This window comes from Helicobacter pylori (assembly GCF_015904775.1).
GTDB lineage: Bacteria > Campylobacterota > Campylobacteria > Campylobacterales > Helicobacteraceae > Helicobacter > Helicobacter pylori_DM.
Genome location: NZ_JADZNC010000021.1, coordinates 1 through 13306, shown reverse-complemented (window position 1 = coordinate 13306; position 13306 = coordinate 1). Strand labels below are relative to the sequence as shown.

At 32.3% G+C, this 13306-nt stretch carries 14 protein-coding genes and 2 pseudogenes; 12 read left to right on the top strand and 4 right to left on the bottom strand.

Going from position 1 to position 13306, the window contains the following annotated elements:
- The first annotated feature begins 431 nt into the window (after positions 1-431).
- Together I6852_RS07665 and I6852_RS07660 are read left to right on the top strand one after the other, a co-directional pair.
- A complete protein-coding gene (locus I6852_RS07665) occupies positions 432-2036 on the top strand; it encodes a replication initiation protein (protein ID WP_197292047.1) in 1605 nt (534 codons plus the stop codon).
- 39 nt (positions 2037-2075) lie between these two features.
- Positions 2076-2792, top strand: coding sequence for a Fic family protein (locus I6852_RS07660; RefSeq protein ID WP_197292048.1), 717 nt, complete (start codon positions 2076-2078; stop codon positions 2790-2792).
- A gap of 131 nt (positions 2793-2923) precedes the next feature.
- Here the strand turns inward: I6852_RS07660 and I6852_RS07655 are convergent, their stop codons facing one another.
- From I6852_RS07655 to I6852_RS07640, 4 genes are all read right to left on the bottom strand, one after another.
- Positions 2924-4087, bottom strand: a complete 1164-nt coding sequence (locus tag I6852_RS07655) for an MFS transporter (RefSeq protein WP_197292049.1) — start codon at positions 4085-4087, stop codon at positions 2924-2926.
- An 11-nt stretch (positions 4088-4098) separates the two neighbouring features.
- The gene (locus I6852_RS07650) at positions 4099-5001 is read right to left on the bottom strand and encodes a ThiF family adenylyltransferase (protein WP_231626169.1); all 903 of its coding nucleotides are present in this window, start codon (positions 4999-5001) and stop codon (positions 4099-4101) included.
- Positions 5002-5428: 427 nt separating this feature from the next.
- Positions 5429-7444, bottom strand: a complete 2016-nt coding sequence (locus I6852_RS07645) for a relaxase/mobilization nuclease domain-containing protein (RefSeq protein ID WP_197292050.1) — start codon at positions 7442-7444, stop codon at positions 5429-5431.
- Complete coding sequence (locus I6852_RS07640; protein ID WP_197292051.1) at positions 7434-7778, bottom strand: plasmid mobilization protein; 345 nt, start codon at positions 7776-7778, stop codon at positions 7434-7436. Before I6852_RS07640 ends, I6852_RS07645 begins: the two co-directional genes overlap by 11 nt.
- Before the next feature lie 199 nt (positions 7779-7977).
- On the opposite strand from I6852_RS07640, the gene I6852_RS07635 reads away from it, so the two are divergent.
- The 10 genes and pseudogenes from I6852_RS07635 to I6852_RS08315 form a co-directional block, all read left to right on the top strand.
- Positions 7978-8259 carry a jhp0828 family protein gene (locus tag I6852_RS07635; RefSeq protein WP_150179173.1) on the top strand — a complete coding sequence of 94 codons (282 nt, stop codon included), beginning with the start codon at positions 7978-7980 and terminating at the stop codon, positions 8257-8259.
- Between the two features lie 8 nt (positions 8260-8267).
- Positions 8268-8537, top strand: coding sequence for a type II toxin-antitoxin system YafQ family toxin (locus I6852_RS07630; RefSeq protein WP_197292052.1), 270 nt, complete (start codon positions 8268-8270; stop codon positions 8535-8537).
- A gap of 29 nt (positions 8538-8566) precedes the next feature.
- A pseudogene (locus I6852_RS08245) lies at positions 8567-8841 on the top strand (virulence associated protein VapD).
- A 107-nt stretch (positions 8842-8948) separates the two neighbouring features.
- The gene (locus tag I6852_RS07620; RefSeq protein WP_197292053.1) at positions 8949-9140 is read left to right on the top strand and encodes a hypothetical protein; all 192 of its coding nucleotides are present in this window, start codon (positions 8949-8951) and stop codon (positions 9138-9140) included.
- Positions 9110-9964, top strand: a complete 855-nt coding sequence (locus I6852_RS07615; RefSeq protein ID WP_231626168.1) for a hypothetical protein — start codon at positions 9110-9112, stop codon at positions 9962-9964. The genes I6852_RS07620 and I6852_RS07615 overlap by 31 nt, the downstream gene beginning before the upstream one ends.
- The gene (locus tag I6852_RS08085) at positions 9964-10389 is read left to right on the top strand and encodes a YcaO-like family protein (protein ID WP_231626167.1); all 426 of its coding nucleotides are present in this window, start codon (positions 9964-9966) and stop codon (positions 10387-10389) included. The genes I6852_RS07615 and I6852_RS08085 overlap by 1 nt, the downstream gene beginning before the upstream one ends.
- Positions 10362-11282 carry a YcaO-like family protein gene (locus tag I6852_RS07610; RefSeq protein ID WP_331458766.1) on the top strand — a complete coding sequence of 307 codons (921 nt, stop codon included), beginning with the start codon at positions 10362-10364 and terminating at the stop codon, positions 11280-11282. The genes I6852_RS08085 and I6852_RS07610 overlap by 28 nt, the downstream gene beginning before the upstream one ends.
- Before the next feature lie 11 nt (positions 11283-11293).
- Positions 11294-12115: a SagB/ThcOx family dehydrogenase gene (locus I6852_RS07605; RefSeq protein WP_000592968.1), complete on the top strand. Its 822-nt coding sequence runs from the start codon at positions 11294-11296 to the stop codon at positions 12113-12115.
- Positions 12099-13217: a hypothetical protein gene (locus tag I6852_RS07600; RefSeq protein WP_231626166.1), complete on the top strand. Its 1119-nt coding sequence runs from the start codon at positions 12099-12101 to the stop codon at positions 13215-13217. Before I6852_RS07605 ends, I6852_RS07600 begins: the two co-directional genes overlap by 17 nt.
- Before the next feature lie 12 nt (positions 13218-13229).
- Positions 13230-13306, top strand: a pseudogene (locus tag I6852_RS08315) (ATP-binding cassette domain-containing protein); the annotation flags it as partial.

Below are 13306 nucleotides of genomic sequence, written 5' to 3'. Positions count from 1 at the left end.
CATAACTTCTTGCCAACACTAACATAACTTCTTGCCAACACTAACATAACTTCTTGCCAACACTAACATAACTTCTTGCCAACACTAACATAACTTCTTTATTTTAAAGTTATGATTATTAACAATTTTTAGCTAAAATAACAACCTGAGGCGGTGTAACATGGTTGCTAATCCTAGTGTTAACAAATTTGGAGCAATTGGCTTTAAAAGCTAGTGGGTTGGGAGTTTGTAGCGGGTGGCACTCCGTTAGGAGGCACACCATGAAAGCATTTTTGATAGTAGTGATTTTAGTGGTAATCTTAACACAGCCACTATATTAAAACCTTAGCGTTTTAATAACCCTTATAAGTCCGCCAAGACTTTTTAAGGGTTTCACTTCTGTTATTATATCGTCTTTTGAAAAATAAGCATTAAAAGGCGGTTAAATTCCCATGAATACGAATTTTGAACAGCTTAGAAAACAAGAATTGGAATTACGAAAATTATTAAAAGAATTGGATACGCTCCCACAAACCCCACAAATTAAACTACAAAAACAAAAGATACAAACTTACATAGACAAGATAACTCCAAGTATTTTGAGCGGTTTTAATCAAAAATTCAAAGAAATTACAGAAAAATTACCAAATGAGTTTGAAAAAGAAAAACCCACACCAACAAAAGCGCCACAAACCACCCCCACACCATGCAAAGATTTAGTGGTTAGCACCCCTAAAGATAAAACCTATATCACCTACCACAATAACGCCAATAAGGTTAATCTAGGGAAATTGAGTGAAAGGGAAGCCAATCTTTTATTCGCTATTTTTCAAAGGCTTAAAGATCAAGGGAATACCCTCATTCGTTTTGAACCGCAAGATTTAAAGCGCATGCTAAACATAGACATTTCTAATGAGCGTTTATCAGAAGTGGTTGTTAAGCTGTGGGATAGCATCAAAACCGCTGATTTTTGGAAAATTAGCGAGACAGAAACTTCAATCATTCAAGAAAATTACATGCTTTTTAGTCGGTGTAAAATTGAATTGAACAAACCTAGCAAAGATTTGAAGTATTTAGAAATCCAACTCAATGATAACTACCAATACCTGCTCAACAATCTAGGCATGGGTCAATACACTTCTTTCAATCTTTTAGAATTCCAAAGAGTGAGAGGCAAATACGCTAAAACGCTCTATCGCTTGCTCAAGCAATACAAAAGCACAGGGATTTTGAGCGTGGAATGGTCTCAATTCAGGGAACTTTTAGACATTCCAAAAGATTACAAAATGGAAAACATCGATCAAAAAGTCTTAACTCCAGCTCTCAAAGAACTCCATAAAATCTACCCTTTTGAACACTTGAGCTACAAGAAAGAACGCAAAAGCCATGACAAGCGCAAGGTAACCCACATTGACTTTTATTTTGAACAATTGCCTGAAGGCGAAAATAAGAAACAAAAACAAGCCGACAAGCAACGCGCTCAAAGAGACATCAAGCTTGTGGCATGGGATATTCACAACCAAATTGCTAAAAGAAACGCAAAAGCCACTATGGAAGCTAGGTTTCTTGAATTGAAAACCTTGATCGGCTATCAGTTCAGGCACAATGACAGTGGGATCGTTTTGCAGATTGACAACACCACTTTTGAAAAGAATCAAATGTTTTTGCATGTTTCTTACCCTAAAAGCAAAAACAACCCCCAAAAATTCCTTGTGTCAAACAAAACATTCGCTTTGGAACTTCTGTTTGTTAATGGATACAGCCTAAAAAAAGACATGTTGGAAATTGATCCGCCTAGCATCCACCCTATCACTAACAAGCCTATCAAAGAGTTTGAAGAATACATAGGCAAAACGATCAACATCACTAACAACAACGTGGATCAATGCCCTGAGGGGATCAACAACTACCTGAAAATCACTAGAATCGTGAAACTGAACGATAACCGAATTTGCATCTCAATCCAAGATGTGGATAAACCTGACAAGCTTCTCAAACCTTTCATCGCTAAAGATGAAAAACATTTGAAGAATTGGTTTAAGAAATACTACCACTGAAACACAAAAGAAGCTCACTAGTCAATTGAAAGGATATGCATGCTAACTAAGGATTTATCCAAACTCATAGAAAAACTGAATTATGAAAAAAAGAATGCTATTAAAAATGGCATTTACCACCTGATCCAAATCAAATTTTCTTACAACTCTAATCGCATTGAGGGAAGCGGTTTGACCTACGAACAAACCGCTCATATTTTTGACAAATCGGTTCTCATAACTGAAAAAAACGCCAATATCAAACTTGATGATATTTTTGAAACCATCAATCATTTTGAATGCGTGAATCACTTGCTTGAAAGCTATCAAGAACCTTTGAGTTTAGAATACTTCAAGACTTTACACAAAATCTTGAAAAAGAATTGTTCTGATGAAGTTATTGGTGGTTTCAAAAAACACCCTAATTTTGTAGGCAATAGTGCCACAACAAGACCCCAATTAGTTGAAAGCGAATTGACAAATCTTGTGAAAAATTACCAACGCAACCTTGAAGTGAGTTTGGAAAACATCATAGATTTTCATGTGGCTTTTGAAAAGATCCACCCTTTTAGTGATGGCAATGGTAGGGTGGGGCGATTAGTGATGTTCAAAGAATGTTTGAAAAACAATATCATGCCTTTCATCATAGAAAACGAACACAAAGCCTTTTACTACAGGGGCATTAGAGAATACCACAAGACAAAAGGTTATTTGAAAGACACCATTTTGCAAAGTCAAGACAATTTCAATGAAATGGTTAGCTATTTCTTTTCTTGAGTAAAACCGCTTATTTTTGCTTGCGTGCTTTTGTTTTTTGCGTTTTTAGTTGTAGGTGGTAGAAATAATCGTTTTTTTGTTTTGCGTTGATTGAGAGTAATTTTAGATAGCAAATCGTGAGATTGAATATATTAAATTTTTACTTTGTATAGGAATACACATGTCAAAATAAGCGTGACTATAAAATGTACAGCGATAACTATAGTCGGAGAAAAAATAAGTAGCTCCAAGCTTGTTATACCTAAAATAATAACAGAAATTACTCGTGAGACACTAGATTTTAGAGAAGTAAGGGATGAGATTTTCTCTTTACTGACATAAAGAGAAAATTGATAACTTACAATAAAATCTATGTATGTAAACAAGGCAACACTGAGTATATAGGCACTAACAAATAGCAATGTGTCCATACTTAGCAACAGTGAACTAGCAAGTCCAGTCAAAAAGATCATGGTAATAGTCATATATCTGTTATACGAGTTGGCGTTACAAAAATGAACGAGAATTCCTATAATTTGAAATAATATATAAAATATAAACAAGTAGTTTTCTGTAATTTGTTTGTCTAGCAAGTAGGCTTGCCATAATTGAAAATGACTTTGAAAAAAGATTTGCAAAATTAGACTGAGTAAAATTAGATTTTTAAGAAGTGGTTTATCTTTTAGCTCTCTAAAACTTTCCCTTACATGTTGTTTTAATATCTGCAACTGTTGGTTTTTTTCTAGTTTATGAGAAGAATTATCTTTAAAAAATAAAATAATGACCAAGAGGCACAGCAATGTGAGTAAGACTGATATGTAGTACATGGAAACACCATATTTTAAATACAAGAACGAGCCTGAACAACTTCCAATTATCAACCCTATAAAACTGATTTGGCGACTTTTAGCAATGAATGGTGATAAATCTTCTTTTTGGTCTTTGATGTTGGTAATAAGAGTGGAATCAATGGTACCTGAGTCTAGAGCGTTTGATAACCCATAAATGCCCCATGCTAGAACCATACTAACAAAGCTGTCTAACCATAGAACACAAAAAAAACTGCACACTAGAACTAATTTTGAAATGATAAAAAGCATCTTTCTATTTATTAAATCTGCTAACACACCACTCGGGTATTCTGAGAGTAAAACACACAAACTGTAGGTGGCTTGTATGATCATAATTTGACTTAATGATAATCCTTTATTGAGCAATAATGGTGTTAAAATGGCGTGTGGCAAAGATTGGGCAATGACAAGTAGTATCGTTGCATAGTAATAAGAGAGTATATTTACTTTTAGTGTTTTGTTCATATTAAGAAACTCTATAAATTATGATTAGAGCAAAATGCACATTTATAATCTACACTAGATGGCAAAGTGTATGTTTTGAAAGTTTTGTTGTCAACTCCAAATCGGCAGTTAAGGGATTTTATGGAATTAAAATCATTAGACATAAATTGTATAATATCTGAAATTGCTAGGCTAGAAGCGATAGAGTTATTTAAAAAACTTGATGGTGCTTGCATGCGGTCATTTATAAGATATATGTCTAGATTTTTATCACCGTCTTTTTTATCATCTAGAGCAAAACTATTATGACAAAAAGGACAACAAGACAATGAAGGGATATAAAAAGGACCGATAAGAGATATGTCATTTAAATAGCCAATATTTAAAAATGGAATGCGACACTTACAAAAAAATCTTGTTGCCAATTGCACTGTGTTTGGATTATCTCCAGAAACAATTCCAAACAAATTTTCTTTTTTATATTTAGAAAAAATTTCTTCAAGATTGTCTTCACTAGCAAAATCATCTACTGTCTCAATATTGATACCAAATCTACTAGAAAGAGCCTGCTTTATGGCAGATGTTTTATACTGTGAAATGTAATTCTTGTCAAACAAGAACTGGCGGTTAAGATTACTGAAATCAACAGTATCCTTATCTAACAATATTAGTTTTTTTGGATAAAAACTTGCTAAAGCATAGCTTACAAAATTTCCAATACCTCCACAACCAATAATGATGAAAATAGTTTTTTTAAAATTATTTATTGTTAGTTCTGGTTTATTTGACACCAAATCGATAAACAGGTGGTTCTTAAAGTTTTGTTCGTCATTTGGATTTAGTATGAATGAGGTAATAAGTTTATTGGCAACTAGCTTATCAAAAATATTATGTTCTATTTTGCTAGTTTCCATAAAACTTTTTATCTCAGCCATTCTTTTCTTCATTCTCAGAAAAACCAAGAGTCTCAGTGATTTCTCAAATTCATTATGATCAACGCAATACTAATATGTTCCAAGACCAATAATATTTTCTGTATCTGTTTGACCAACACATGCACTAAAACTAGTTTGATACCACTGCACAAATAACCTTTCTTGAATAACTAACTCTACTCCGATAAAACTTTGAACAATTACACTCTAAAATAGAGTGCAAAATTTTTCAGTTTAATTACGGTATGACAATTTCATGGCTTACTCCTTTTATGACTTAAAAATTATGGAGGTGATAACATAATTATGATTTTTTTATTACTAATTACATATTCGTAATAATATTTTTTGTAGTTTGTGTATATTTTACACGATAAAGCGTCACTAAAATAATTTTTAAAGATATAAAAAAAGAATTTTTTAATCCTTAACGCCCATACCAACGACTATAATTTCTCTCGTTTTCTATTTTTTGATTGTGTTCTCTAATCTTTCTATCCAGCTGTGTTGTTTTTGTATGAAGGTCTCTTGTTTCTTGCTCCATTCGCTTTGAAAGTCGTTCATCTGCTCGTTGAAAGAAGTCTCTAATTCGTTCTTTTGCGTTTCTGTAGATGTTTTTAATTGTATTAATTGCATCTCGTGTTCTTGCATAAAGGTTATGTAGGATTGTTCTAACTCTTGCTTGAGCGTGATCTCTAAATCCTCTAATTGAGTTTGTAATTCTTTGTGTTGAGCTTGTGAAACCTCTGACTCTTTGATCTGAACATTCTGTAATTCTTGCTGTAAAATCTGATCGCACATGCTCTGTAAATCGTTTTTGAGCGTGATTTCTTTCTGTTCTAAGGTTTGTATCACTTGCTTTAATTCGGCTCTCTCTGTCGTTTCTAAGGATTGAAATTTCTTTAGTAGCGTGTTGTGTGTTTGAAGTAGCGTTTCGTAGCTCTCTTTCAAGTTCAAGGTTTCTGTCTCTAATTTCAAGTAATCGTTGCTTAGTTTTTGAAATTCTGCTGTAACTTTCTCTAGCTTGATCAATAGCTCGTTTCTGTCGTTCTCTAAACTTGCTATCTCGCTGTTCTTTTCTTTGAGTAAGATCTCTTTCTCGTTCTGTAAGTTCTCTACTTCGCTGATTAAAACATTCTGTAGCATACTTAAGCATTCGTTCTGCATTTTTTCCCCTTATTTCTTGGTCGGCATTGGTTGGTAAAATCTTTGCAGATTGGCGTTTTCTAGTTGGTCTATCCGCTGTTTGAGTTGCAAATTTTCTTTCCGTAAAAGCTCTAATTCCTTGTTTTTGTAGGGCAGAATGATGAGGAAGTATGCCCCCATTGATATTGCTCCCATTATGACTAATCCCATGAGAAAATTTAAGGGCATCAGTAAGGATTTTTTGGCTAGATTCTTGTGGATATGTTTCTCTAGCTCTTGTAGTTTCGTTTGCATGGTTTTGTTGTGTTCTTTGTTGGCTGTCTCTAACTCTAGGTAGCTGTTCTTTAGGCTCTCTTGGATCTTTTGAAGTAGATTGATGTAATTTTTCATAGTAGCGTTGTTTGTATTCAATGTGTCTGTGTAGTTGTTGTTCCAAGTCTCTAAGCTCTTGTATGAGAGATTGTGTAGCTCTTGGTGTTGTGTTAGGAGCTGTTGATATTTCTCTTGTATCTCTTTCTCGGCTTGTATCTTTGTTCTGGCTATATTCTCTAAGTTCTTGTTCAATAAGTCTTTGTTCAGTAAATCGTTCATCATAAATTATTCCTTTCAATCGTTTGGCTTTTTGTTGGTTAGGGAGCTTGACACTGATATAATCCTTGCCTTGTCTAGTAATCTCATAATTACTCGCTTGTAAAAGCTCTATTATTTCTGCCCTTGAATTTAATGAGCCTTGTGTTACGGCGTTGTAAAGGTAATTATCTAGCTCTTTGTAGTTCTTAAAGATAGCCTTACCTTGTGGGGTCTTTGTGTTGTGGTAGTTACTAATTTGTTGTTTTTCTAGGTCTTTGGGGTTTGTAAAGGTGTATTTTAGATTAACTACATTTTGCCAAGTATCAATGCGTTTTAAATCCACTTTGTGATAGTAAGGGTTAAACGCTTTCTGTTTCCCTAAGTCAATTTTGGGTATAACAAAATTCAACTCCAAACGCCCCTTGTCAGTGTGTTCTACCCATAAGATATTGTAACGCCCTTGCATTTTTTTAGTCAGTAAAGCGTTTTCAAAACTTTCTATCAATTCGTGTTTGAGATTTTCATCAATGTCAGGCTCTTCAAAGGATAAACACCCTACGCATGCCTTGTGTTTTTGAGTGAGAGAGAGTAGAAGGCTTTTAGTTAGATTGGCATCGCCTTTTAAAACTCTGGCTGTGCCTTGTTTCACTCTTTCATTAAGCAAGTAATTAACGCTCCCATCACCATCGCCACCCCCTTGATTAATGCCCCAAAATTTAACCAACATACTTGGATCTTATTTGTTCTAATTGATGACTGATTTCTATGAGTTGTTCTAAACCTAATCTATCCCATACTCCTTTATTAGTGTTGAGACATTTAGCGATTTGGTTTAAATTGTTTCCCCACTTAGCTAATTCAATAACTAGTTCTTTATTAGCGATCGCTTTTTGTTTTTTAGATTTTGTTGGAGTTTGTGAGTTTTGAGTTAAAAGAGAATTTAAAACTAGTTGAGAGAAGTTTAAATTTTTTTCTTGCATTTGAGTTTGGATAGTTTGCCATTCTGTTTGATTTAGTCGTAAGCGTTTGGTTATGTTTTTGTTATCAGAAAGTTTTGGCATGTTTTGTTTGACTTATCCCTTAATTTTGATTTATGGGGGGTTCTAGGGGGTGTCCCACTAGCAAGGATAGGCGATTTTTCACATCGCCGTTCTTTGTAGCTACACAAAGTATCCTTGCCCTATTATTTTTATTTTAGCATGGATTTGATTAATTTGGATATAATGGGGTGATTATGATTGATTAAGTTAAGGAGATAAGATGTTAAAAAATGTAGAAATAGGGGTTAAATTTTATAAGGAGCTTGGCAAATTAGAAAAACAATTAGCTAAATATCAAAGTAAAGTTTTAGAAATTAAAACACAAATGAAAGAAATTAAAAAACAATATTCTCAAGCTAAGAAAGATGAAAATTTAGCTAGTAAATATATTCCTAATGATGAGTTAAAAAAAGATTTATTAGATATTGATAATCCTAATACGACTGAAAACTTTAAACCTAAAAATGCTAGTGAAATTTGGCAATTCGCTCTTAATTCTTAGGAGTTTAAATGCTAGAGATTGAATTAAAAAAGAAATTCACTAAGGATTTAAAAAAACATATTTTAAATCAAGAAATTGAGTTAGAAGTTTTTGACTTAGTGGTTGAAAATTTAAGAAATCAAATTCCATTGGACAAAAGATTTAAAGACCACGCTTTAGTTGGAACATACAAAGGCTGTAGAGAGTGCCACATTAAGCCTGATGTTTTGCTTGTGTATAGAGTGAAAGGCAATATTTTAACTTTGGTTAGGCTTGGCAGTCATAGTGAGTTGTTTTAGAATAGACATACTTCAAAAAGGTTTTAAAAATGTATGCTTTAGCGTTTGATTTAAAGATTGAGATTTTAAAAAAAATATGGCGACAATAAACCTAATGATGATTTAAGGCAAGAATTAGAACATTTCATGGTTTAGTGGACTCAAGGGAGTGCTTATATTAGTCATTCTAAAGAAAACATTCTAGAACGAGTCTATAAAGCAATTAATAAACTATCTCAAATTAAGTAGCTTAAAAAAGACTGTTAGTGGTATTAGGGGTATTAGAGTGCTTAAGTTTGTAACCAAAATAAATGTTTATTGTTAAAATAGTTAAATTTTTAATAACAAGTCTAAACAATAATATAACTTTTAATATAAAATAATTCCATCAAGTTGTTTTTTTGTGATTTTTACATTAAAGGAGATTTTATAATGAACAAAAAACAAACAATTGTAAAAAAATCGCTTTCAAAAAAATATTCTAATAAGCCATTATCAATTGCTTACTATAATAGCAATGATAAGAACTATTTTATTAAAGATTCTGCATTGGTTATTAGTGCTGGGAGACGTTCTTCCACAAGTAGTAGTTGTTGCTGTTGTTGTGGTGGTCATGGAGAGTAAATGTTTTCCAAATAGATTATAATTCAAAAATAATATCTAGAATATTAAATTACAAAGGTTCTCAAAATAAAAATGCTTGGATTACATACATGAAGCAAAGTGGTGTATATAACCCCGATCAGCTATTTGATCTATTTATCAATATAGGTGCGTTGTGTATTAATGAAGATAATGAAATTAGTGAAATCATTGATGCAAACCTATTGTTTGAATCCCATAAAACATACTTAGTTAGAAACACCATTTTAAATATACCACATTTTAAAACAATACAAATTGTTGGTGAAGGCGAGTTATTTTCTTTATGTATAAAATACATGAAAAACTATACAAAAATTAAAGTAAGCCATAATAATCCAGATATTGTTTTAATTTGCTCAGATACTGACAACATTGATTATTTGAAAAGTAAATGGAATATCTCTTATAACAGCCAATTAAAATTAGTTTTTTGGTGTGACAACGAAATGATACGCTTAGGACCTATCCATGTTAGAGATGAAAGTGCCTGTTTTGAGTGCTACCTTAAGAGAAGTTTGGCAAGCTCTCATTTTAAAGAAGAAATGCTCTCATTTAATAGAAATGGAGATACAAGACTCCATAAAATTGCTCTAGGATCGTGCGTTAAACCTTTAGCCACCTATATATTCCTAAGAACATTACGACTTATTCACCTAAGGCAATTTCATATTTTAAAACCAGGTTTACTAGAAAGTTGGAACATTATCAACGGAACTTATTCAAATAAGATTGTATTACGGAATACATTTTGTGATTATTGTTCAAAAAATACACCAAAACGTGCCATTAGGGATATGATTTAATGTTAAAAATATACGAACTATTAGATTTATTACTAGATTTTGAATGTGGGTTGATTACCTATATAACAGAAATACCAACACAACATTTAGAACCATTAATCCAAATTTATGTCGCTGAATTTCAAAATCCATGTTCTCTAACATCAAACGATAGAGTAATGCCAATTACAAACCGACAAGTTTCTGGTGCTGGATTAACAAAAGAAGAAGCTTTATTGGCAACAATTGGAGAAGCATTGGAACGCTATAGCATCTCTCAATCAGCACACATAAATAGTATTTATGACTATCCATCTAACCTATATGGAGCTAAAGAATTTCTAGAAACCTTTATTTTATTTTCCGAACATGATTACAAGAAAAAAACAGCTCCTTTTAAAAAACCAAATTTAACCCAATCCATTTTGTTGCTGCCAAAAATCTAAGCACAGGACAAGAGCATTTTGTCCCTCGTAGTCTTGTTTTTATGGATGATGAAGGATGCAATAGATTCGACAAAACTTACAGCACTGGAACAGCTTGTCATATAGATAGAGAGAAAGCCATTTTCTCTAGTCTTTGCGAACTAATTGAACGCGATGTCTATGCATGCTATTGGCTCTGTGGAATTACTCCATTATGCCTAAACAATTGTTTTGTATTAAGTCAACTACCAAATGAGTTTTCTGAAGAAATTTTAAGAACCGGATTAAGTATTAAAACATTTGCTTTAATGAACCAATTTGAAATTCCTGTCATTGCTTGTACTATAACAGCAAAAGATGGTGGCATTGCAACCGGATGTTCTTGTCATACTAATGTAAAACAAGCACTAAAAAAAGCTATGATTGAGGCTTTCCACACATTCAATTGGTGCCTAGAAATGAAAAGAAGTAAATTAGAAATCAAGAAAATAACTGATATTGATAATTTTAAAGATCATGTCTCATGGTATCTTAGATTAGATCGCAGTTCTCAATATCTTTGGCATACCCAACAATCCTATGAACTCTTAGATTTTCCTATAGAATGGAGTAACATATCTGATAATAATAATACGGAAACACTTATTCAAAAACTTGTAAAAAATCAATTCATCCCACTAGCCATAGATGTTGCAATGCCAGATGTAAAATCATTAGGTTTTGAAATTATCCGATGTATGGCTAGTGGACTACAACCTTTATATGCTGGACAATCTTTTATCCATACTAACAAGCGTAGACTTTCTTGTTTTTTTAATTTTTTACAAAAAAAATCTTTAGAACATAGTGAATATCAATTTCTTCACATAGGAAGCAGACTTAATTTAAATAGAAACCCCCACTGTTTTCCATAGGATACTTAATCATGATAAAGAAATACATTACACCAACTAGCTTTGAAACATCAGAACTCAATGATATTATGGATTTTCATAACCAAACTAAATTATATCCTATCAGTTCTATGGAAACAGCACTAAAAACAGGATGTTATACTGATTCAAAACGAGGTTCTGAAGAATTATCAAAAAACTATCATGTCATGCCTTCTAAACATACAGAAGTAATCGATATCAAGATACCAAAAAACTTTGTAAAAGCCATAAATAAAAGGCGATCAAGTTATCAATTTAGCCAAAAAGCTCCATTTGATCGCACATCTATTCTCAAGGCTCTCAAAACATGTGCAATCAATAAAAAAGTTCGATCTTCAGTGGATCATAACATTGTTTTTTATAAAAGACCTTATCCATCTCCAGGAGCTTTATATCCATCAGAAATTTATATTCTAGAACACAATGACACATCCTATAACCTTAAGCATTTCAATGCTATTCAATCTACATTGCACACTTTAATTGAAAAAATACCTATTAGTGAGATAAGTCATTGTTGCTGTATGGGTAATAATCTTTTGGCACATAATGCACAAGGTGCTATTCTTATCTCATCGGTATGGGAACGTACAGTTGTTAAGTATGGTTTTAGCGGTTATAGACTCGCACTTATTGAAATAGGAATTATCGCCCAACAACTCACATTAATACTGACTGATTTGGGAGTATCAACCTTGCATTGGACAAGTTTTTATGATGATAAAGTTAGCTCACTCATCAAAGCCGACTTCAAAACAGAATCTATATGCCACATGATTTGGTATGGAGGATCCCTTGATAAGGAAAATTAGTCCACAAACAATATTAGACAAATTACAGCTTAATCAAAATAATTATGAAAATCAAATCCCACCAAGATATCTAGATTCATTAAAATATATATTGCATTCCAACTTATATGGGTACTACTTAGCTAAAAAAACATATATTCTAAGCAACTATACATTAAAGCAAAAAGATCTAAATGATTGCTCCTTGCTATATAATCGATGTAAAAATATTAGCCAACATCTACAAAAAACATTATCAAATACAAGAATCATTATTTTATGCAAAAAATCAAAACATCAATTTTGCTTGCATTTTGGAAACTCGATCGCACTAGCTCTCATCTCTAGAAATAGCCAACAATTTCACAAAGATTTTTGCCACGAAGTGTCCCATTTATTTGCATTAAGCAACAATAAATATATAGATGAGGGTATTGCTGTGTTTACTGAAAAAGTAGCTCTACTATTTGATAATTTTGAAGAAATCTTAAAAAATAAAATATGGCTCATATCTCAAACAGCTCACCGTACAAATAAATATAATCCGTACACCTACGGTTGCACTGCTATTGCTAGTGTAATTCTAGATAACTACAAAAACATTAAACCTTTTTTAGATCAGTGCAAACAAGCTTCATTAAAAAAAAGCATAGAATTAATGCATCTAGCCATTCAAAAGCATTTTAAGAAACAACCAACCGCTCCAAAAAAATTAGAAAATCCAAACCATGAGTATTTTTTAGGAAACATCCATTCTTTTTTAAAACATGTATCTTATATACTAACAAAATCAGTCAATATTTTAAATTTTCAAGATTGGCTCAATCTAACTAGATGCACCTTTCTAGCACCTGTTAATCAAACAGCAAAACAATTGACAAAATCATTCCAATCTGCCCATCATTCACCACCATATGATAAAATCGCATGGCTTTTTAAAATCATAAATAAAATACACAATATACAATCAATTAAAAATAGTCAAAAAATAGCAGAACGAACAAGAAAAATTATTTTAGAAATTAGTTACAATACACAAGATGAACAAATTGGAAATGATGTACTTTTGATGATAGAAATCCTAGAAAAATATATACCAAATACAGCACAAAATCCATTTTAAAAGGCTACTATAATGATTTCTAACATCAGCATACACCCAAAAACCATGTTTAAAAACGCTTTAAATATACAAGATTTTTCATTTAAAAA

Coding starts and splice junctions, on each gene's coding strand:
- I6852_RS07665 (WP_197292047.1), top strand. CDS start 432: ATGAATACGAATTTTGAACAGCTTAGAAAACAAGAATTGGAATTACGA.
- I6852_RS07660 (WP_197292048.1), top strand. CDS start 2,076: ATGCTAACTAAGGATTTATCCAAACTCATAGAAAAACTGAATTATGAA.
- I6852_RS07655 (WP_197292049.1), bottom strand. CDS start 4,087: ATGAACAAAACACTAAAAGTAAATATACTCTCTTATTACTATGCAACG.
- I6852_RS07650 (WP_231626169.1), bottom strand. CDS start 5,001: ATGGCTGAGATAAAAAGTTTTATGGAAACTAGCAAAATAGAACATAAT.
- I6852_RS07645 (WP_197292050.1), bottom strand. CDS start 7,444: ATGTTGGTTAAATTTTGGGGCATTAATCAAGGGGGTGGCGATGGTGAT.
- I6852_RS07640 (WP_197292051.1), bottom strand. CDS start 7,778: ATGCCAAAACTTTCTGATAACAAAAACATAACCAAACGCTTACGACTA.
- I6852_RS07635 (WP_150179173.1), top strand. CDS start 7,978: ATGTTAAAAAATGTAGAAATAGGGGTTAAATTTTATAAGGAGCTTGGC.
- I6852_RS07630 (WP_197292052.1), top strand. CDS start 8,268: ATGCTAGAGATTGAATTAAAAAAGAAATTCACTAAGGATTTAAAAAAA.
- I6852_RS07620 (WP_197292053.1), top strand. CDS start 8,949: ATGAACAAAAAACAAACAATTGTAAAAAAATCGCTTTCAAAAAAATAT.
- I6852_RS08085 (WP_231626167.1), top strand. CDS start 9,964: ATGTTAAAAATATACGAACTATTAGATTTATTACTAGATTTTGAATGT.
- I6852_RS07605 (WP_000592968.1), top strand. CDS start 11,294: ATGATAAAGAAATACATTACACCAACTAGCTTTGAAACATCAGAACTC.